The organism is Legionella sp. 39-23 (assembly GCF_001897665.1).
GTDB lineage: Bacteria > Pseudomonadota > Gammaproteobacteria > Legionellales > Legionellaceae > Legionella > Legionella steelei.
This window is the reverse complement of record NZ_MKTO01000015.1, coordinates 88,807-107,645: the sequence shown is the minus strand read 5'-3', so window position 1 is coordinate 107,645 and position 18,839 is coordinate 88,807. Positions and strand designations below refer to the sequence as shown.

Sequence of the window (18,839 nt, the reverse complement as noted above, 5' to 3'; positions counted from 1 at the left end):
CATAATCATCAAATTGTTTGCGGAGCCGGAGCTTGCGCGCTTGATCCTTATCTCCATGTGGTCAAATGCTCACAAACTTCTAGTTTAGCCTGTATTCTTCCTCCATCAAGTACTGCCGTTGTTTGTGGAACACCTGTAAATATGGGGACGGACCCCGTTAATTATTAGTCAACTTGTTCAAAACACATCGGGGCCGTCCCGGACCGTCCCCGGAATATTTCACTCTAGATAAAAGCCTAGCTTTTTATCTATACTTGAATGATTCAGAAATTTACCATCCCCCAATAATTAAGAGGATATCATTTTGAATACGACTAAACGGATTTGGTATCAAAGTTTTGTGGATCCCAAACAACAGGCAAATTACATCAAGCATCTACAAACTCACTTAAACCAATATGCTGATAAAAACTTCCAGTTTGAAGTACATGGCCTAACACCGCCAGACAAAAATCTGCATCCCCTCACTGAGTTTCGCTGTGCAATGCAAACAATTCATAATGCAATCGAAGCTGAAAAAAAAGGTTACGATGCCTTTGTTATAGGCCATTTCCAAGAGCCTGGAATCAATGAAATAAAAGCGGTTCTGGATATTCCAGTCATTGGTCTTGGTGAGGCCAATATGCTCCATGCGTGCAGCCTAGGTTATAAAATTGGTCTTGTTACGATTAATCCAGTATTTATTCCCTGGCATGAAAATCAAATTCGCCATTATGGCCTGCAAGAGAGGGTAATTATGGTGAATGCCGTCAATGCGCAAGTAAAAGATTTTGAACTGGCTTTTAGCGACACCGTGATTTATCAAAAGATGCTTGATGATTTTACCCAACAAATAAGACCAATGGTTGCCAAAGGAGTAGAAGTGATCATTTTAGCGGGCGGTCTTCCCATGTTGTTATTTGCCCGACAAAAGGAATTTATAATCGATGACGCAATTGTAGTTAATGGCATCGCCGTCTGTGTCAAAGCAACTGAAATGATGCTGAATCTTAAAGAGCTTGCGGGAAGTTTTATCAGTAGACGCGGTAATTATAAGAAAGCAACTCCAGATACAATTGATGAATTTCTTGATTTACTTAAAGATGAAGGCTGACTCATGCAAAATTCAAAGCTTAACTCCTGATGAATTTTTTATTGAGTCAAAGGAATCGTCGGCCCAAGGCCCGACAAAATTACAATGAATCGCTAAATTCGGCCACTTTCGAGTGTACACGCCAATATCTATAATGATTCAATGGCGCCAATAACATAAATAAAAAAACTTGACCCTTTGTGACCTTATTGTAACTATGAATAAAAGGAGCTGATTTATAGGAGATTGGTTGATGCTTAGAACAAATTTTTTGAAGGCAGTATTTAAGTCTAAGATTCTTTTATTGTTTGTATTTGTCACTGCTTCTGCCAACGCCGCTGATCCGCTCATTTACATGCGGCCAAACGAGACGCCAATGTTTACTGAATTATACCAACGTTATGGCTTACTTAACCCTCCAGCAGTGCATGTTTTTGACAGTGCCGTTTATTTGGGACAACCTGGTGAAAAAAGTCTACTGATTCCTTCAAGCGTGGCCTTTTTTAATGAGGTCGATCAAGCGCTTCGCGCATATCATGCACGCATTGGTAATAAAGAATTGTTTCTTGATCCTCATGAAACAAAATATACCTTTTGTCCATCCAATGGCTCACTACAAATTATTTTTGCTCTAGTTTATGCAATTGCTGCATCTGAGCCACAAAAACACTTCCTTTTTGTTGAAAAGATACCTTTTTATTCATTCCATGAGCACGCCGTAACTTATCGACCCTATCCAAATGCGCGCTTTCAGGGCTTTAACGATCCGAGTGAAGTGAAGCCAAAACCGGATGAAATCGTGGTTGAATTTGTAACCTCGCCCAATAATCCTGATGGCAAATTCCGCAAGCCATATACTCAAGCAAACATCATCATTGCTGATTTAGTCTTTTCTTCACCATCTTATGGTAGTGATGGTACGGGATATATTAAAGACAATATGGCTTGGCTTGCCAAGGCAAGAAATGAGGGAAAACATGTTTTGGCGTTTAATTCTGTTTCCAAAGCACTTGGAAAACCGGGATATCGTCTGGGTTATATGTGGTTTCCTATGAGTGATGCATATGCTGCCAGTATTTTTCCTAATTTCTTTTCCTATGTCTGGAAGTTAACCACAGGAGAAAGCACTCCAGGTGTTGCTGACGCGTTGAATCTTATGTCCGCCCTAGCCGCACTTCCTGATGCAGGACAAGCCCTACGTACGGATGCCTTTAATACCATTGTAAAGCGGCATAACATTGTCAAAGAGGAAATGCTGAAGCGTTATCCTGGAACGGAAGTCATCAGCATTCCAGGTAGCCCTACTTTTTTTGCAAAACTCAATAGTCCAGACATTTCAAAAATGACCGGCGAGCAAGTTCTGCTTAAAGATCTTAATGTCGCAGTGGATAATGGTAACGCGATGGGCGCGACAGACGCCTTCATTCGCATTAACTTATGTGGCTATAGTGGCGATCTTGCTGAGTTTTTGAATCGTCTTGCCCAAGCTAAAAAATATAATACAAATGAATTATTAGTATCCTCAGCAAATCATTGCAAACACAGAACGATTCACAGTAATGAAAATGCCCAGTATGTTGTTAATCTTGATGATTGTATTATTGATGTTGATGCAAAAGACGCTAACGTTGACATTTTATTGCCGCAATTTATTAACTATCAACAAAGCAATTTAATTTCTATTAAAAAGGTTGATGGCTCAAATCATTCAGTCACAGTGCGAGCAAATCAATTAACACAATCACTTAAAGATAAAAACGAACAGTTACAAATGCAGTGGACACAACCTTTTTTCATGAATGGTCAGTGGCACGTTGCGCGTTCATAAGATGACTGTATTGAGTATTTTTAAAAGTAAGCAGGTCGGGCCAAGGCCCGACAAAATCAAGATTGCTCTTCAAAACGGATTCATGTTATGCCGTTGCAAGATAATCTTTTCCATACTGTTCTAAATAATCATTGTAATTACCAAGAAAATCCTGCACTCCATATTGTTCGGTTAGGACAATGATACGTGTTGCAATGTCATCAATAAAATAACGATTATGGCTAACAAATAATACGGTTCCTGGGAACAACTGAATTGCTTCGATTAAGGCGTCTATCGATTCAAGATCTAAATGGTTGGTTGGCTCATCAAATATCAAAACATTATGTTTTTCCAAAATTAATTTGGCCATAATTAACCGAGCAGACTCTCCACCACTTAATACTGCAATCTTTTTATCAACATCTGCTCCGCGAAATAGTACTTGACCAAGCACTTTCCTGATTTCCTGTGAGGATGCAGCTATATTATCCTCCATCCATTGCAAAATAGTTTGTTCTGGATTGAGTTGAGTTCGATAATCTTGGGCAAAATAACCAACGTTTACAGTGTCACTCCATTCAAAATGTCCCTGATCTGAGTGTAATTCCCTTAATAGAATTTTCAGTAAAGTAGATTTTCCAATGCCATTGGGTCCTATAATGGCACATTTATCGCCACGTTGTATGGTAACCGATACATTTTTTAATAATACTCGCTCATCAAATTTTTTGTGCAACTGTTCTACTTGAACAACTAATTTTCCGGAAGATTTCTTTTGCTGGAAATTAAAATAGGGTTTGAAAATATTAGATTCTTTGATCTCAACCAACTCTATCCGCTCTATCATTTTTTGACGTGACGCCGCCTGGCTTGCTTTACTTGCTTTTGCGCCAAAGCGATCAACAAAACCTTGCAACGCATCAATTCGTTTTTCCTGGTTTTTCAGCTCACTTTGTTTCAAGCGTAAGCGTTCCTCTTTAGCAAAACAAAATTTATCATAATTTCCTGGGTAATCGAGTATCGTATCATAATCAATATCAAGTATATTCGTGGAAGTATTATTGAGAAAACTTCTATCATGAGAGATAAAAATCAATAATCCTTTAAATGATGTTTTTAGGAATTCTTCCAACCATGCAATCGATATAATATCCAAGTGGTTAGTTGGTTCATCGAGTAACATAATATCTGGTTGTTGATAAAGAACTTGTGCCAATAAAACACGTAATTTGTAACCACCTGATAAAGCACTCAAGGGACCATAATGAAACTTTTCGGCAATGCCTAAGCCAAGCAATAAATTTTTTACTGTAGACTCAGCTTCATAACCACCCTGATTCATTACGATTTCTTCTAACTCACTCAGACGATAACCATCGTCCTCAGTAAAAGTTTCTTTAGAGTACAAGCTCTCTTTTTCGGTAAGCGCATCCCACAAAACGTGGTTTCCACGAATAACAACATCAACAAGACGATCCTGTTCATAACGAAAATGATCTTGCTTCAAAATACCTATTTTATGACTTTTTGCTTTTTCAACAGTGCCATGTGATGCTTGTTCTTCGCCTGCTAATATTTTTAAAAAAGTAGACTTGCCTGTACCATTGGCGCCGACTACTCCATAACGCTGCGTAGGCAATAAGGTCAAATCCACATTTTGGAATAAAGATTTAGGTCCAAACAACATACTTAAGCTTTTTACCTCTAACATTAACCCTGCCTCACTTTACCTATTTTAAAAATAACGCTTATTGATCGTTCAAAAGCTCGCTACTTATCAAACATGACGATTAAATTTAAATCTATTTGTATTTTTTGTGCAATTTTAACATGATTTGCATCAATTAGCATTCAACTTAACATGTTGCGCTGGACTTAAAAGCCTATACTTGTTTCTTTTGTCAGAGAATTACCTAAGGCACACAAGGATGATGAGGGAAGAGGTCAACAACAAATTGATTTAAAATTGGACTAAAAAATGTTAGTCTATGCACCTCTTATAAAATACAAGTGCACTCAATGATTCAATCCGAACTATCCCATCAACAACTATTGTTCTCTCAGTTACCCCTGCGCCAAGAACTCATACAAAGTATTGCTTCTTTAGGTTATGACAGCATGACGCCCATCCAAAGGCAAAGTCTGCCAATAATACTTAACAATGAGGATATAATTGCTCAAGCAAAAACAGGAAGTGGAAAGACCGCTGCTTTTGCTTTGTCCCTATTAAATAATTTAAAAATTTCGTTTTTTGCAGTACAAGGTTTGGTCCTTTGCCCTACCCGTGAACTGGCAGAACAAGTCGGCCAAGTAATCCGTCGCTTAGCCTGTTTGATGCCTAATGTTAAAGTGATTAATTTGTCCGGTGGTATACCGATGAAACCTCAACTGGATTCATTGAGACATGGAGCTCATATTATAGTAGGAACACCAGGTCGAGTTCTTAAGCACTTGAAAAATGCTTCCTTAGACTTAACTAAAGTAAAAACTATCGTGTTAGATGAGGCCGATAGAATGCTTGATATGGGATTTTTTGATGACATCACAAGCATTATCTCTGCCACTCCTAAGCAACGCCAAACCTTACTGTTTTCGGCGACCTATCCTGAAGAAATCAAGCAATTGGCTAAACAGTTTATGATGAGTCCCAAAGAAGTCCTGGTGGAAACCTCATCTAATGAAATTGATATTGAACAACGTTTTTATGAGGTAACAAAACAAGCGCAGAAGTTTTCTTTATTAAAGTCATTACTACTACACTATCAACCCACTTCGACTTTAATCTTCTGTAATACCAAGCAACAGACAGCAGATGTAACAGATCAACTCATTCACGAAGGCTTTAGCGCGGTCGCTTTAAATGGAGATATGGAACAAGCAGATCGCGATCTGGCAGTCTTGCGTTTTGCCAACCAAAGTTGTTCTATTCTTGTAGCCACTGATGTTGCCGCCCGAGGTCTTGATATCAAGGAGCTTCCAGCAGTCATTAATTTCGATCTCGCTTTTGACCATGATGTCCACATTCATCGTATTGGTCGCACTGGACGGGCTGGAAATAAAGGTCTTGCTTTAAGTATTACGACACCAGCAGATGCGCAACGAATTTGTGCTATTGAAGATAATCTGTCCTCCCCTATTATCTGGGAAAACAATAATGACTTTGGCAGCAGTCATGCGACTCGATTAGTCTCAGAAATGGTTACCCTAAGCCTGTCCCTCGGTAAAAAAGATAAAATCAGGCCTGGAGATATTCTTGGTGCATTAACCAAAGATGCAGGATTAGCCGGAGACACCATTGGCAAAATTAACATCACAGCCATGCTCTCATATGTCGCAATTCATCGCAACCATGCTGATAAAGCGTATCAATATTTACAAAATGGCAAATTGAAAGGACGTAAGGTTAGTGTGCGTAAAATCAGTTAAACGTCTTGGTAAGCTATAATCGCTTTCAATATTAAAATATTCACATAGCAATCCATTGTAAAAATTTTACGCATTTTGCGTGGTACTCTTAATATCCTCTTAATAATGATTATTTATAATACACCTTGTGCTTTTAAAATTTATAGCGTGGTGTATTATGCAAAAGAAAATAGAAATCGAGGTTGTCGAAACAACTTCAAAAGTGGTATTAAATTACCACAAACATCCCGAAGTCGGTGGTACAGGACATGTTTCCATAGAAGCCACTTGTGACGGTAAAAAATATGTGATTAGTGTTTATCCTAGTACTGATTTATCTCCACTAACACCGCTTGCTGTGACCTCGATGTACATTTTCCCTACAAAAGCAGTAAATCATAGCTCCCCATCACACACGGACAGCCCTATTCATGCCTCGTATGACCTTACTGACGAGATAGCAGATATAAATGCAGTGATTGAAGAAATGAGCAAATTACACGAAGTAATGGATTCAGGCCGCGCCAGCTTTAGCTTAACCCCTGGTTGCGTCACTAAAACTGCAGCGGCTATTTTGAACTGTAATGCTTCCACCACGAATATGATGTTAGGACTGAAGATGTACGATAGAAGTCTCATTGATTCTGAAATTGCACAAGTTGAAGTAATTAATTGTGCCGAAGCAGTAAGTAGAATCCTAGAGGCCGGTGGCATAAAGAGACCTGAGGGCATACTGTCCTTTGCTGCGCCCTCAAGCATTAATAGCCATTTTGCTGCTCGGTTTAAAGAAACAGAAGCAACAGATACGGCTACCGAGCAAAGCCCAGAACCTAGTGAAACAGTCCCAGAGCAAGGTCAAACGAGCCCAACTGTAGAAGAACCTGGCTTTTTGAGAGGCATATACAATTCTTTCGTAAGCTTTTTCACTCCGAAAGAAACTTATTCCAGCACAGAACCAACAAAGCAAAGTTCTAATAGCTATGATTATGATTGGCCTTCTTATGATAGCGGCCCAACTGAGGAATCCGCAAAAGTAGAAACGCAGATAGAAACACCTTCACGAGATGAAGAGACACCATCACCAGCATCTAGAGATGAAGATACCTCTTCAAGAGCGTCAGAATGTTCTGAATCCTTTTTTAGTAGTGAACAGGTTACTGCGCAAAGGGAAGAAGAATCTGATTTGGATTACTGTTCGCGATATGACGCCATGGTTAACTAATGGTGCTTATTTAACTCAATGCAACCTACCATCCTTTTAAAGGAGGGTAGGTTTTGTGCTAAAGAGTGAATTCATGGTTTTCATGAAGATCAAAGCAATAACCTTGCAAGCAACTCTATTGTTCCATATAATCATTTGGGCAATTTTTATCAAAGATGCTCGTCGCATCAGCAGCATTAGTTTGGTTTGCTGTTAAATAACCAATAAAGGGAGGAATCCTTTATGTTAGGTAAAAAAGAAAATGCAAGTATTGAATCAGCCCCATTAGAAGAGCCAATGGAAGACAGTACCGTCACCATCTATTCGTGGTCAACTGGGCTCAATACCCTGGGTCATGTCGCAATGAAGTTTGACGATGAGCCAGGTAATTATTGGAGTATCTGGCCCAAAGCAACCCCAGCTGGAGGCCTTACCTCAATATGGCCATTAAAAGCCACTTTAGCTACAAAATTAGAAGATGATTGCATGCAAGAAGCGATTAGGCCACCAGCAGATTTCGCAAATCTTATGGAGCCTGCTGAGATTTTACCGTTGCCACCCGATAAAGTATTTGTAGTACATGGTCTTGACAAGCAAAAAATGAAAGATGAGTTCACACGGATAAAAGCAGGATTTGATACAGGTGAAGTGTGTTACCAACTTCTCCCCGGAGTAACAGCATCTGGCTTTATTCACAGCGTTCTCTTCGGAAATCCCAAGAACACAGAAGTATATAACTGTGTGACTCTTACAGGGCATTTATTAAAAGCTGGTGGTAAATCGTTAACTAATGACCCGTGGGCAACTCCTTCTAATTTTGCAGAAAAATTATCCACTCTCGATCAAGTAACACTACTTAATCCCCCAGAAAATGCCACCGCCACCGAAAAACCAAGCATTCAGGAAAATGCCCCTGAAGAGGCAGAATCAGCCTCTGCTTCTATCACGAAGAGACTGACAAGCCGCTGGTTTAGTGATGATTATTTTGATAATGATACAAGTAGTCAGGAGGTAACTGATAGCCGTTCGGAAACTCAAGAATCCGTATCGTGGAGGGAAGATGCATCCAGTCCAAGAGTTTCAGAAACCTCTCTTTCTTTTTTTGACCATGAAAATGGGAGTTCTCAGTCATTTTTGCAACAAAAAGATGAGGAGTCTGATTTAAGCTATGTGCAAAGAATGGATGCCATGTGCAACTGAAATTTATGCCCCTCAATAGAGGAAATAGGCAATGAACGAAACCTTGATGAAGCAAAGCGGAGTCAAGGTTCATTTATTACAACTCATCCAATATGCAAATCAACGCGAATTATTTTCACCTCAACCAATCCAGCATGGTACAACAGCGATGCAACTCGCGTCACATCACTTTACAAAGCTACGATTGTTTTAATTATCCAAAAATCAGAAAAACCGAGAGTGCTACTGAGCTCGCGCCCAGAAAAAAGACGAAATAGACAAATAATAATACAGCATGAATTGAAAATGATCTAATTTTGGACTAAAAATTAACTCAGGTGTTTGTAATCACTTGGAGTATATCAATGGATAATGTGTACATAACTAAAACCAGTCATTTTCTCCCCAACCAACCCATCAGCAATGAAGAAATGGAAACATACCTTGGCGTTATTTGTGACAAAGGCTCTCGAGCTAAAAAAATTGTATTACGTAATAACCGTATAGTGAATCGTCATTATACCCTCAACAAATCGGGTGAGGCGACTCATAGTAGTCCTGAATTGACCTGTGAAGCAATAACACGTTTGTTTCAAGACAAAACGTTGCAAGACGGAGAACTGATACTTCTTGGTGTACCAGAAAGTGCCCAATTTCAATATTCAATGGCCCTACTCAGAGTAACCTATAATTAGGCACTGGAAAAAGATTATGATTAACGTGGAACACATTGGTTTCTATTTACCTGAAAAAATAATTTCTAATTTAGCTCGGAAAAACGATTTTGGTGTGGATGAAAATTTCATTCAGAATAAAGTTGGTATTACATCGATAAGAATAAAAAAAATTGATGAAGAAACCTCTGATATGTGCGTCAAAGCATATCTTAATTTACAGGAAAAGTCGGGACACAAAAATGAAGAAATAGATTGCCTCATCGTCTGCACTCAAAATCCCGACAATTATGGGTTACCACATACGTCAGCCATTGTGCATAGCAAATTATCTCTGGGACAACAGTGCGCGGTTTTTGACATCTCTTTAGGATGTTCAGGGTATGTATATGGATTATCCATAATAAAGTCGTTTATGGAGGCAAATTTATTCAATAAAGGAGTATTAATAACAGCCGATCCTTATTCAAAAATCATTGATGAACAAGATAAAAATACATCTCTTCTTTTTGGAGACGCAGCTACCGCTACTCTTTTAACTAATTCAGCAAAGAATGTTTGGCAAATCAAACAATTTGTATTTGGCAGCAATGGAAGTAAATGTCACTCAATCAAAGTGGATGATATGACACAGAAATTTATTATGGACGGATATGATGTGTGCAATTTTGTAGCCAAAACAATACCACCGCATATTTTATACACTATAGAAAAAAATAACTTATCTATTGATCAAATCGAGCAATTCATAGTACACCAAGGCAGTAAATTTATTATTGATACAGTTCGTAGAAAACTGAATGTTTCTCCAGATAGGCTACCATTTCTCGCAATGCAGTATGGAAATACCGTTTCCTCTTCAATTCCAATGATTCTAAAAGATACCTCATTACATCATAAATATGTGTTAATTTCAGGTTTTGGAGTTGGTCTCTCTTGGGCAAGTTGCATTTTGGAGCGTACCTAAGCTAATCATGCAATTGGAGTCATCATGAGCATTTTACTTGAAGATTTAAAGAGTTTAAGTAAAGGCATGGCGCAAAAAATTTAATAACGGCAGACTCTACGTTTCAAAACTTATTGAATTATTCTAATAACGCACTTAATAAAATCGTGTTTGCTAACAGGCTACATTGCTGAATATCACCATCGGGGAATAAAGAGAACATCCATTCTCTTTAATTTGAAGCAAATCTAGGGCGGCCCAAGAACCGACCTAGCTGGTGCTTACTAATCTTGAAGATTCTCTTTTTCTTGTTCAAGCCACTCCAAAAAAGCTTCACGATCTGATTTAGACAAGTTAAAAAATTTATTTTTAATTGTTTCAATAGGTTGCTGTTGTCTTCTAGGCGCTTTGACCAAAGTATCACTTATATTGATTTTTCCTTGCACCACATTTTCATAAGCGATGGGATCTTTCTTTTTTAATTTCAAAAGTTGTCCATCCACAGATCGCGAACGCGAAGGTAAATAAGTAATATTATTTTCCTGATACAGATTATTAGGATGCGTATTATCTTGCTCCCGAAGGTCATTATTCAAATCTTTAATCGAGATTTTATTTTCCTTTGCATACACCCTGACACTATTATCCACCATACTCAGAACATCACCCCAATGAGCGACATGTTGCGTATTGACATCCATAGCAGACCGCAATAACCACAACATTTCATTGTTAGTAATCCCCAGGCCGTCTGCTGATTTATCAAGGGCATATTCCCCAAAATTTTGATAGGGGCTTTCTCTTTTTTTCCAAACTTCCCGTTCAATAATCTGTGATATTATGGAGGGAAGGCGCTGAAAGATAAGTTGCTTAAATTCACATATATGCTGATTCGCTTGCTCATGTAGTTCTTCATCCGAGAGGACTGGCTTCTTTTCATTTAATATTTCTTCTGATTGCATTGTAAATCCACTTGTTGGCAATAATTGTTTGGTATTTTAAAAACTACTAAATGGTTATCTTAAGCTGATACGCTTATTGAACTCAATAAGTGATCCAAAAAATTGGAGGTTGATTAATAAGCCGGAAAGCGCGCACTCTATAGCTTTCAAAATGGCGCAAGAATGGTTTATTTTTAAACAAATCTTGCCATATGTTGTCTATACTTAACTTATCTAAGCGATTAAGGAACTATATTATGTATAAGTTAGTTAAATCCAGTTTAGTAGTCTTATCATCATTAGTTTATAACCCTCTTTATGCGGCGAATTGCCCAATACCTCAATCACAACACCCCACACTTGATGCGATATGTAATGCAGCTACAGGTAATCCCAATTGCCTGCTTACCTGGAAAGGTTATCAATGGTGGCTGGATTACAATGCAGTGCCAGATCCCGGCTTCCCCGGTAACAATTGGTGGATACGTTATAAATGGGATCAGGGACAAGGCTATGATCCTCGCTTTATTCGCGTCGATGAGAACGGCGATTTAGAACTAAAAATTGCCACAAGTGATTTAGGCGGTGGACAAAAAGAATGGAACTCATCAGAAGCCGTTTTAGTGTCAGATAAAGATGGCAATCCCTTAGGTTATGGCCATTATTATGCAGTAATATATGCTCCCCCAGGATTTGCTAAATTAGATGATAATAGTGTTTTTGGTTTGTTCACTTATGCTAAAGATGATAACAAGAAACCCAACAATCATAATGAAATCGATATGCTTGAAATTTCAAAATGGGGCGGCAAAGCGAATGTAGAGCAATCTGGTGTTGACAGAGCCTTAATGCCCATTATGTATAACGATCCTCCTAATGAAAATGATGCTCATGCGCAACTTGGTTTACAACCTTGGTCCTCATGGCTTACAGACGAGAATTTCAAAAAATATCCTATACCAGATGGAGTAAAAACCGTTACTGCCTACATGTATTGGAATGGTAAGGACGGCGAGAAAAAGATCCACATAAAAATTTTCAAAGACAACGTCCCACTTGAACGGGCAAAACAAGAAAAAGGTGACTTGTATGATTGGGAAACTACTGCAAAGAATGAAAAATACATCCCAAATAACGAAGATTGTACCCGTGTGCACATTAATTTTTACTTACAACATACACATTGTAAAATATGGAATAGCAATCAACATAAAGCCGATCCTCTAAATAAAGCATCGGAAACAATTACTGTTAAAGATTTTACGTATGAGCCCTTATAAGCACCCCATCCGTAATCTTTTAAGTCCCGTATTAAGCTTGCGCTAATACGGGATTTTATGTTTGGAACTCCATGTTTCCCTAATCTATAGGTTGTTCTTTTGATTCAATACGAACAGATAATACTATAATTAATCAAGACCTCTTGCATTTCAACAGGAGCTTATCATGGATGCTAAAAACGATTACTCAATGCTTCGAGTTGCCTTGGTTATTGTTGGACTAATTTTTATCTTCGCGGTATATCCATTAACTCTTTTTTGGCCTTCAGGCTGGGCATGGCACCTGGTTGGGCAAAATGTCTATTTACAAATGATATTAGGAATTTATGTCACTTTAGGCATTTTTTTAATCCTGGCCGCAAAGAATCCAATACAACATTTAAGTTTAATTTGGTTTACTGTTTGGTCCAGTCTCGTGCATGGCGGCATCATGGCCATCCAAGCATTATATTACCCTCAGCATTTTGCTCATTTATATGGGGATGTTCCTGCTTTATTTATTATCGCGCTTGTCTTGGCCGTTTTAACCCCTCGCCAAAGCACCGTAACAGAATAAATACTGGCCCATATTAATGAAGCAAGCGTAGGTCGGGCCTTGGCCCGACAAAAACAATTCTACTCACCCCTTAAATTGGTGGTTACTCATTTCAATGCAGTTAAGTAATTATCAATTGGCGCTGCACCTGCAAATTTGAAAAAAGCCATGATTTGTTTATACTAATTTATAGTCTCCATGAAAGGGAAATCAACAATGGAAAAGAGTAAAAAATTACAACTTGTGACGTCATTAGCCATTATCAATACCTTCGCCTCTCCTCTTTGGGGAACGACAAATAGCGAGTTACCAAATAAACCTCAAATAAGCTCACTCGCATCACATGATATAGAAAATACGCAGGATGCTTCTAAAAGCACGGTAAAAATTAGATCAAAACATTTGGGAAAGCTTAGTAAACTTACGAATAAAACAGCTTATTCTACGACGCATTCAACAACTTCCACACATGTTGATTGATCTGTCCTCAAAATGATGTGAAAGCAATGCAATTTATCGAGGAAAATCATGCGGTTGCTGCAGAAACAAGCCAATTGTTTCGCGAAGAAGCGCTATTTACGCTCAATCCCATGCCCGCTTTAATATGGAATAAAAAATTGCAAAATTCCTTAGTGCAGGCGGAGCACTATTTAAATCGTCTCAATCACCTAAGTCAATGTTTCTTAAACCCTGCGTTACTGCTCAAACCATTCATAGCGAATCCATCGCTAGCTCCCAAAGAAGACATGAGCGACACACATCAAATAATTATTTGCCCGCGTGGAAATTTAACTGATTTAAGTACCTTGCTCCATTATCATGTAGCGATTGAATACAGTCTGGAATTATTAAATACTCACACTATATCGGTGGAATTATTACAAAAAATACACAAAAAAATGACGCAAGATGACTCGAATAGTCAACGTTTTCATCCAGGAGAAATTCGGACACGGCAAGTCGTATTAAAAAATCATACAACAGGTAAAATCTCATATAAGCCGCCGCCTGCAAAATATTTACCTTATTGTTTGATAAATCATGATTTATTTCTTCAAGATAAAACGTTTTCTCCTATACTACACGCAGCCATTAGCCACGTTCAATTTCTATCGATTCATCCTTTTTATGACGGAAATGGCCGAATTGGAAATCTATTGATTGCCTTATTGCTGACTCAAAATAAACAATTACCGGAACATTTTTTATCTGTCGGTGTATTTTTTATATACAGCTATTTTTATTCAACGGTGGAGGCCTATTCGAAAGCAATTAGTCAAGCGCGCAAAGGCTATTGGTATGCATGGCTTATTTATTTTTTTGATATTATTTCATTGGTCTGCTGTGAGTTAGTCTCAAGAATGGAGCATATCCAACAAATCCTTACAGGCTATAAAACGCGTACCTCTGCTCATTTAAACACGATTGAGAATAAAATTATTGAGCAGCTATTGAATACTCCTTTTTTTACTGCTTGTGAGATGGCTAATGAGTTAGATGTGTCTCTATCAGGAATATATTATGCAATTCATAATCTCCAAAATAAAAATATTTTAACAGCCATTTATCGCTCTGGAAGAACTATCATATATGGTTCCGCAGATATTATACGGATACTTGATAAGCCCGTTATATTAAATAAACAAGACATGGTTTAAACCCTTGTTGGGTCAAGGACCGACCTACATATCGACTCAGTTTTTAAGTATAAATTAGGCATTTGAGCTGGATTCATGTTTTACGTTCCATATTTTATTGCAAGCGCTCAAAGGGTATAATAAACGATCAAAATCTGTTTTTCCCAATACCATTGCTCACGTGATAACCAATGAAACTAAACCCTTCTTTTATTAAAAACATACATGCTACTTATGGCCAAGAAGGCATAACATGGCTTAGCAATCTTCCAGCCCACTTAAAAACATTATCAGCACAATGGAATTTAAAAATACTCCATCCTGTAAAAGATATTTCTTATAATTTTGTTGCCGTAGTTCAGTGGCAATCACAATTAGCAATACTTAAAACAGCACCTGCTGCTGCACAACTTATGGCAGAGGCTGAGTGGTTAGATGCACACACAAAAAGTGTTCCGAGTATATTTCACCTGGATAAAAAAAATAATGCTTATCTAATGGAAAAATTTGAGCCCGGAACTTCTTTGAAACATCTTGTAAAAGAAGGACATGATGAAAAAGCAACTCGAATAATTGCCCAAGTTATTTTAGATTTGCAATCTGCTGATACCTTACATCAGAAAATGAATTATCAGCATATTTCTGAACATATCTCTGCTTTTGCTTTTTTACGTGGACATCTGGATACACATGTCATTGAGCACGCTGAATCTATTTTTAAAGAACTTTGTGCTGATTGCTCTCATGATATTATTCTACATGGCGATCTGCATCACGATAATATTTTACAAAGCGGTACTTCTTGGTGTGTCATCGATCCTCACGGATATATTGGCAACCCTTGCGCTGAAATAGGACCAATGGTTTTTAATCCCTTAGATTGTTTTCCTAAGCATTCCTTGAAAAATACAGTCGAAGCGCGTTTAAATGTACTTGCCGAAATGCTGCCTTTTGATCTACAACACATTAAGGCTTGGGCTTTTTGTTTAGCGCTACGCTCAGCTGCGTGGGATATCGAAGGATTTAACAGTCCAAATAACCACACAATTGAAATTGCGAGGATCTTATATGAAACCATTTAAGTTAAAGCAATGCATGTGAGTCGTATGAACATGCGCAAATCCAAAATCCATACTTCATTGTTTTTTAGATCGCAAAATCTCTCTTCTATTTGCATATGGCAACAACTCTAACCCTGCAATATAAAACATAGTGCAAATTTATTTTGACCTTCATAATATTCGATTGTTATAATTTTGACCATTTAGTTTTAATGAGTGATTGTATGGCCAGAATGAAAAAAGAAAAAGCGCGTGTCAGCCCATTAAAAATGCTCGCTGGACCCGAAATTGAAACCTTAGCTGATTATCTAGGCCAAGGCGCATTAGGCGTACATTATTTTATTCCGTCTACCGATCAAGTTGTCTTTCACCCTCTTAAAGATGCCTATAATGACATCATTGCTCAGCCTATGGATAAGGCGAACAAACTCTGTATGTCCACAGATTCTAATCGTTCTGAAGAGAGCAATCTCTTTCCCAAAAGAACTTCTATTGAATTTCGTTCTGGTCCAGAACCGCACAATACTGAAGAGCTGTTGCACCTTACTAAAGCGTATTCAGATTGGTTAACGCAACAAAAAACCCTGCTGCGCCGCAGCCAATTTAAAGATTACCATCATCCAACTAGAAAAGAATCGGGTATAAAACATTATCTTAATCTAAGTGATTTTATTACCTATTATAATGACTTAAAAGGGACTACTACTAAACTATATTTAACCTTACCCCATGATATTTTTGACCCTAAAAACTCTGGTCCAGATTTTGAATTTAAGTTCCCAGAAGATGCTCGATGGGTTTTACAATTAAGCTATGCTGATTTAGACCCTGAGTATAATCCTGTATTTACCACCCAATATAATATGAGTATCCCTATAGGTTGTGTTTTTGATCCTCAAGTTAAAAAAACGTTCCCTATTGCCACAGAATTTCCGCTTCTTGATAACGAAAAAGAGGTTGCAGCTGATTTTAATGAGAGCCGCCCACATCTAAAGCTCACAGAATATGAACAACAAACTTTTGCCACCGCGGTCGAGCTCGCTGATCAATTTTTTACAACCTACAAATTCCCTGGCAACGCTATTGGTGCTAAAGATTTCTTAAGAGGGATGGCGTATGAAATAGCCATGATTTCCACCAGTGAAAATTATCTTGTGACATTATTTCAACAAGACGCTTTATGGATAGCCCAACAACATAAAAAAGCCAGAATCACTAAAGGAGGTGAAGGCAAACCGCCAACGGATAAAGAAGTCAATGAAATTGCTATCGACTTAGCGAATACCCTGAAAAAGTCTATTTTCCCCTATTTTATGAAAACAACACTGGCGAATTTTTTTAAACAACTCCATCCTTATGAACAGCAATTATTAAAGAATATTCCTAAAAGAAATATTAAAACCTTTTGTCAGCGTGCTATAAAAATTGCTAATGGAGGAGTAGGAAATACTGAAGAGCATGCTGGACATTTGATGTTTAAATGTGATTCTTTCATGGAACTATTTGATGATTTTTATCAGCAAACATTTCAAGGCATCCCTGTAGATCCTGATTGTGCCCCCGCAGATCCAATAGGTTGTTTAACAGACCGCTTTATACCAATCGCTAATCTTGGGAGTAAGGAGGATCCTGTAAAAGCAGTGGTTGTGGAGTTACGTAATCCAGCACAAGGTAAGCAAGGCTATAAAGATATTCAAGAGCTATGTACAACATTTAGTGAGCTCCATCAAGCGACTCTAAACGCATTTTATCCTACTAGAAAAGAATGTAGCGCTTCTTTAGACGTGCTTTACAGTGGAAACTCTAAGCGCATTAAAACCACAACAAGCTCTCCTAGCCTAACGCCAGACCTTCCTGAACAAGCAGTATCTGCCTTAAACAAAAAAGCACTAAATAGGAGTACAGCACGAAGAATGTTCTCAGTCTCCCAAAGACCTGGCAATGATCAAGCAATGGATAGTAAACCAACTCGTGCTGCTTCAACCAAGGCAAAAAATACGCCCCGAGCCCCGACAATAGAACAACAAAAAATGAAAACACTTGAAGATGGACCTGCAAAAAATACGCGCAAGCAATTAAAAAGAAAAGCAGGCGAAGCAGAATTAAAATCACCGCTTTCCACTAAAAGTTTTTTCGCTAAAAAAGGCGAGCCGACTGTGCTTAAAGAAAATCATTCTAAACCTAAGCGCACCAGAAATATGAACGCATTTAGCTCAGTATGAGAGAGTTGCGGCCTGGTGAAGCGACGCGGAACCCGGGAAGAATGAGGATCCTGATTTTTTTTATCTGAAACCTCGGGTTACGGCCTCGCCTTCACCCAGTACTTTCTGGCTACCAGCAAGCGTAGCCTCTATGAATGTTCGAAAAGCTAGAACCCTGGTTTCACCTCATTTCACCCGCGCTTGCTAAACCACATCCTTCTAAATACGTTATCTTTGTTAATCAGCAGATGTTTCAATGCCGCAAGAATATGTATGATAATCAAGGTTAACAATATCCAGGCAAAAATCCCGTGAATATTTAGGAGTTGATTTGATGCATCTACATTTACATTCACCCCAATTGAAATAGGCAACCCGAAAAAGGCCACGCCAAACTTGTTGAATGACTCACCTAAAAAACCCGTTAAGGGCATTAAAATGATCAATGCATAAAGCAACCCATGAACAACCCTAGAAGCCTTAACTTGCCATAAAGGAAGCGTTACTGAATAAGGCCCTGGTCTGTGAAAAAAACGCCAACATAATCTAAATAAAACGAGCACCCCTACAATAATCCCTATTGATTTATGCAAGTTGAAATACCAGTGACTACGAGGCTCAAGGCCAATGGCAACCATATACCATCCCAAAATCAACATCCCTATTATTAACAGCGCAAGAATCCAGTGAAGAATTTTGGCTACTGGATCAAATTGAAAAACTTCCCTGTGGTTTGGGGCATTCATTTTATTTCGCTCCATGACAAAATCTTCCCTAATTAATATTAATAACTATTAGAAGCATAGCAAAACAAGTGGTGGTATATAAGAACAGATCTATTGTTCTTAAGACCTATTTCCCGCATTACGCTCGCTCATGCAATAGCGGGTAATAAGA

17 protein-coding genes are annotated in these 18,839 nt (G+C 38.2%); 14 read left to right on the top strand and 3 right to left on the bottom strand.

Annotated features, from left to right (window positions below; translation table 11 throughout):
* The first annotated feature begins 304 nt into the window (after nt 1-304).
* A complete protein-coding gene (locus tag BGO44_RS06920; protein ID WP_273197756.1) occupies nt 305-1,093 on the top strand; it encodes an aspartate/glutamate racemase family protein in 789 nt (262 codons plus the stop codon).
* 232 nt (nt 1,094-1,325) lie between these two features.
* Nucleotides 1,326-2,900, top strand: a complete 1,575-nt coding sequence (locus tag BGO44_RS06915; protein ID WP_273197758.1) for an aminotransferase class I/II-fold pyridoxal phosphate-dependent enzyme — start codon at nt 1,326-1,328, stop codon at nt 2,898-2,900.
* A gap of 85 nt (nt 2,901-2,985) precedes the next feature.
* Here BGO44_RS06915 and BGO44_RS06910 read toward each other — a convergent pair whose 3' ends face one another.
* Nucleotides 2,986-4,593, bottom strand: coding sequence for an ABC-F family ATP-binding cassette domain-containing protein (locus BGO44_RS06910; protein WP_273197759.1), 1,608 nt, complete (start codon nt 4,591-4,593; stop codon nt 2,986-2,988).
* A 308-nt stretch (nt 4,594-4,901) separates the two neighbouring features.
* Here BGO44_RS06910 and dbpA point away from each other — a divergent pair, with 308 nt between their 5' ends.
* The 6 genes from dbpA to BGO44_RS06880 all read left to right on the top strand — a co-directional run bounded on the left by dbpA (nt 4,902) and on the right by BGO44_RS06880 (nt 10,308).
* Complete coding sequence (gene dbpA, locus BGO44_RS06905; protein WP_273197760.1) at nt 4,902-6,308, top strand: ATP-dependent RNA helicase DbpA; 1,407 nt, start codon at nt 4,902-4,904, stop codon at nt 6,306-6,308.
* 157 nt (nt 6,309-6,465) lie between these two features.
* Nucleotides 6,466-7,509 carry a hypothetical protein gene (locus BGO44_RS06900; RefSeq protein ID WP_273197761.1) on the top strand — a complete coding sequence of 348 codons (1,044 nt, stop codon included), beginning with the start codon at nt 6,466-6,468 and terminating at the stop codon, nt 7,507-7,509.
* Nucleotides 7,510-7,731: 222 nt separating this feature from the next.
* Nucleotides 7,732-8,688, top strand: coding sequence for a hypothetical protein (locus BGO44_RS06895; protein WP_273197762.1), 957 nt, complete (start codon nt 7,732-7,734; stop codon nt 8,686-8,688).
* A gap of 31 nt (nt 8,689-8,719) precedes the next feature.
* The gene (locus BGO44_RS06890) at nt 8,720-8,881 is read left to right on the top strand and encodes a hypothetical protein (protein ID WP_157070688.1); all 162 of its coding nucleotides are present in this window, start codon (nt 8,720-8,722) and stop codon (nt 8,879-8,881) included.
* A gap of 151 nt (nt 8,882-9,032) precedes the next feature.
* Entirely contained in the window at nt 9,033-9,362 is a 330-nt protein-coding gene (locus tag BGO44_RS06885; protein WP_058509672.1) for a hypothetical protein, read from the top strand.
* 16 nt (nt 9,363-9,378) lie between these two features.
* Complete coding sequence (locus tag BGO44_RS06880) at nt 9,379-10,308, top strand: ketoacyl-ACP synthase III (protein ID WP_058509673.1); 930 nt, start codon at nt 9,379-9,381, stop codon at nt 10,306-10,308.
* A gap of 263 nt (nt 10,309-10,571) precedes the next feature.
* On the opposite strand, the gene BGO44_RS06875 is transcribed toward BGO44_RS06880, so the two are convergent.
* On the bottom strand, nt 10,572-11,249 hold the full coding sequence (locus BGO44_RS06875) for a hypothetical protein (RefSeq protein WP_273197763.1): 678 nt from the start codon (nt 11,247-11,249) through the stop codon (nt 10,572-10,574).
* A 236-nt stretch (nt 11,250-11,485) separates the two neighbouring features.
* Between BGO44_RS06875 and BGO44_RS06870 the strand changes: the two genes are divergently transcribed.
* From BGO44_RS06870 to BGO44_RS06845, 6 genes are all read left to right on the top strand, one after another.
* A complete protein-coding gene (locus BGO44_RS06870) occupies nt 11,486-12,508 on the top strand; it encodes a hypothetical protein (RefSeq protein WP_058509675.1) in 1,023 nt (340 codons plus the stop codon).
* A gap of 166 nt (nt 12,509-12,674) precedes the next feature.
* Nucleotides 12,675-13,064, top strand: coding sequence for a DUF6632 domain-containing protein (locus BGO44_RS06865; RefSeq protein ID WP_273197764.1), 390 nt, complete (start codon nt 12,675-12,677; stop codon nt 13,062-13,064).
* Nucleotides 13,065-13,259: 195 nt separating this feature from the next.
* Complete coding sequence (locus BGO44_RS06860; protein ID WP_273197766.1) at nt 13,260-13,523, top strand: hypothetical protein; 264 nt, start codon at nt 13,260-13,262, stop codon at nt 13,521-13,523.
* A 26-nt stretch (nt 13,524-13,549) separates the two neighbouring features.
* Nucleotides 13,550-14,701: a Fic family protein gene (locus tag BGO44_RS06855; protein ID WP_273197767.1), complete on the top strand. Its 1,152-nt coding sequence runs from the start codon at nt 13,550-13,552 to the stop codon at nt 14,699-14,701.
* Nucleotides 14,702-14,871: 170 nt separating this feature from the next.
* A complete protein-coding gene (locus BGO44_RS06850; RefSeq protein WP_273197769.1) occupies nt 14,872-15,762 on the top strand; it encodes an aminoglycoside phosphotransferase family protein in 891 nt (296 codons plus the stop codon).
* 203 nt (nt 15,763-15,965) lie between these two features.
* A complete protein-coding gene (locus tag BGO44_RS06845; RefSeq protein ID WP_273197771.1) occupies nt 15,966-17,963 on the top strand; it encodes a hypothetical protein in 1,998 nt (665 codons plus the stop codon).
* Between the two features lie 170 nt (nt 17,964-18,133).
* Here BGO44_RS06845 and BGO44_RS06840 read toward each other — a convergent pair whose 3' ends face one another.
* Nucleotides 18,134-18,703, bottom strand: coding sequence for a cytochrome b (locus BGO44_RS06840; protein ID WP_068310883.1), 570 nt, complete (start codon nt 18,701-18,703; stop codon nt 18,134-18,136).
* Between the last annotated feature and the right edge of the window lie 136 nt (nt 18,704-18,839).

Excerpts from the sequence above, each read along its gene's own strand:
- BGO44_RS06915 (WP_273197758.1), top strand. The coding sequence starts at position 1,326 with ATGCTTAGAACAAATTTTTTGAAGGCAGTATTTAAGTCTAAGATTCTT.
- BGO44_RS06910 (WP_273197759.1), bottom strand. The coding sequence starts at position 4,593 with ATGTTAGAGGTAAAAAGCTTAAGTATGTTGTTTGGACCTAAATCTTTA.
- dbpA (WP_273197760.1), top strand. The coding sequence starts at position 4,902 with ATGATTCAATCCGAACTATCCCATCAACAACTATTGTTCTCTCAGTTA.
- BGO44_RS06900 (WP_273197761.1), top strand. The coding sequence starts at position 6,466 with ATGCAAAAGAAAATAGAAATCGAGGTTGTCGAAACAACTTCAAAAGTG.
- BGO44_RS06895 (WP_273197762.1), top strand. The coding sequence starts at position 7,732 with ATGTTAGGTAAAAAAGAAAATGCAAGTATTGAATCAGCCCCATTAGAA.
- BGO44_RS06890 (WP_157070688.1), top strand. The coding sequence starts at position 8,720 with ATGAACGAAACCTTGATGAAGCAAAGCGGAGTCAAGGTTCATTTATTA.
- BGO44_RS06885 (WP_058509672.1), top strand. The coding sequence starts at position 9,033 with ATGGATAATGTGTACATAACTAAAACCAGTCATTTTCTCCCCAACCAA.
- BGO44_RS06880 (WP_058509673.1), top strand. The coding sequence starts at position 9,379 with ATGATTAACGTGGAACACATTGGTTTCTATTTACCTGAAAAAATAATT.
- BGO44_RS06875 (WP_273197763.1), bottom strand. The coding sequence starts at position 11,249 with ATGCAATCAGAAGAAATATTAAATGAAAAGAAGCCAGTCCTCTCGGAT.
- BGO44_RS06870 (WP_058509675.1), top strand. The coding sequence starts at position 11,486 with ATGTATAAGTTAGTTAAATCCAGTTTAGTAGTCTTATCATCATTAGTT.
- BGO44_RS06865 (WP_273197764.1), top strand. The coding sequence starts at position 12,675 with ATGGATGCTAAAAACGATTACTCAATGCTTCGAGTTGCCTTGGTTATT.
- BGO44_RS06860 (WP_273197766.1), top strand. The coding sequence starts at position 13,260 with ATGGAAAAGAGTAAAAAATTACAACTTGTGACGTCATTAGCCATTATC.
- BGO44_RS06855 (WP_273197767.1), top strand. The coding sequence starts at position 13,550 with ATGCAATTTATCGAGGAAAATCATGCGGTTGCTGCAGAAACAAGCCAA.
- BGO44_RS06850 (WP_273197769.1), top strand. The coding sequence starts at position 14,872 with ATGAAACTAAACCCTTCTTTTATTAAAAACATACATGCTACTTATGGC.
- BGO44_RS06845 (WP_273197771.1), top strand. The coding sequence starts at position 15,966 with ATGGCCAGAATGAAAAAAGAAAAAGCGCGTGTCAGCCCATTAAAAATG.
- BGO44_RS06840 (WP_068310883.1), bottom strand. The coding sequence starts at position 18,703 with ATGGAGCGAAATAAAATGAATGCCCCAAACCACAGGGAAGTTTTTCAA.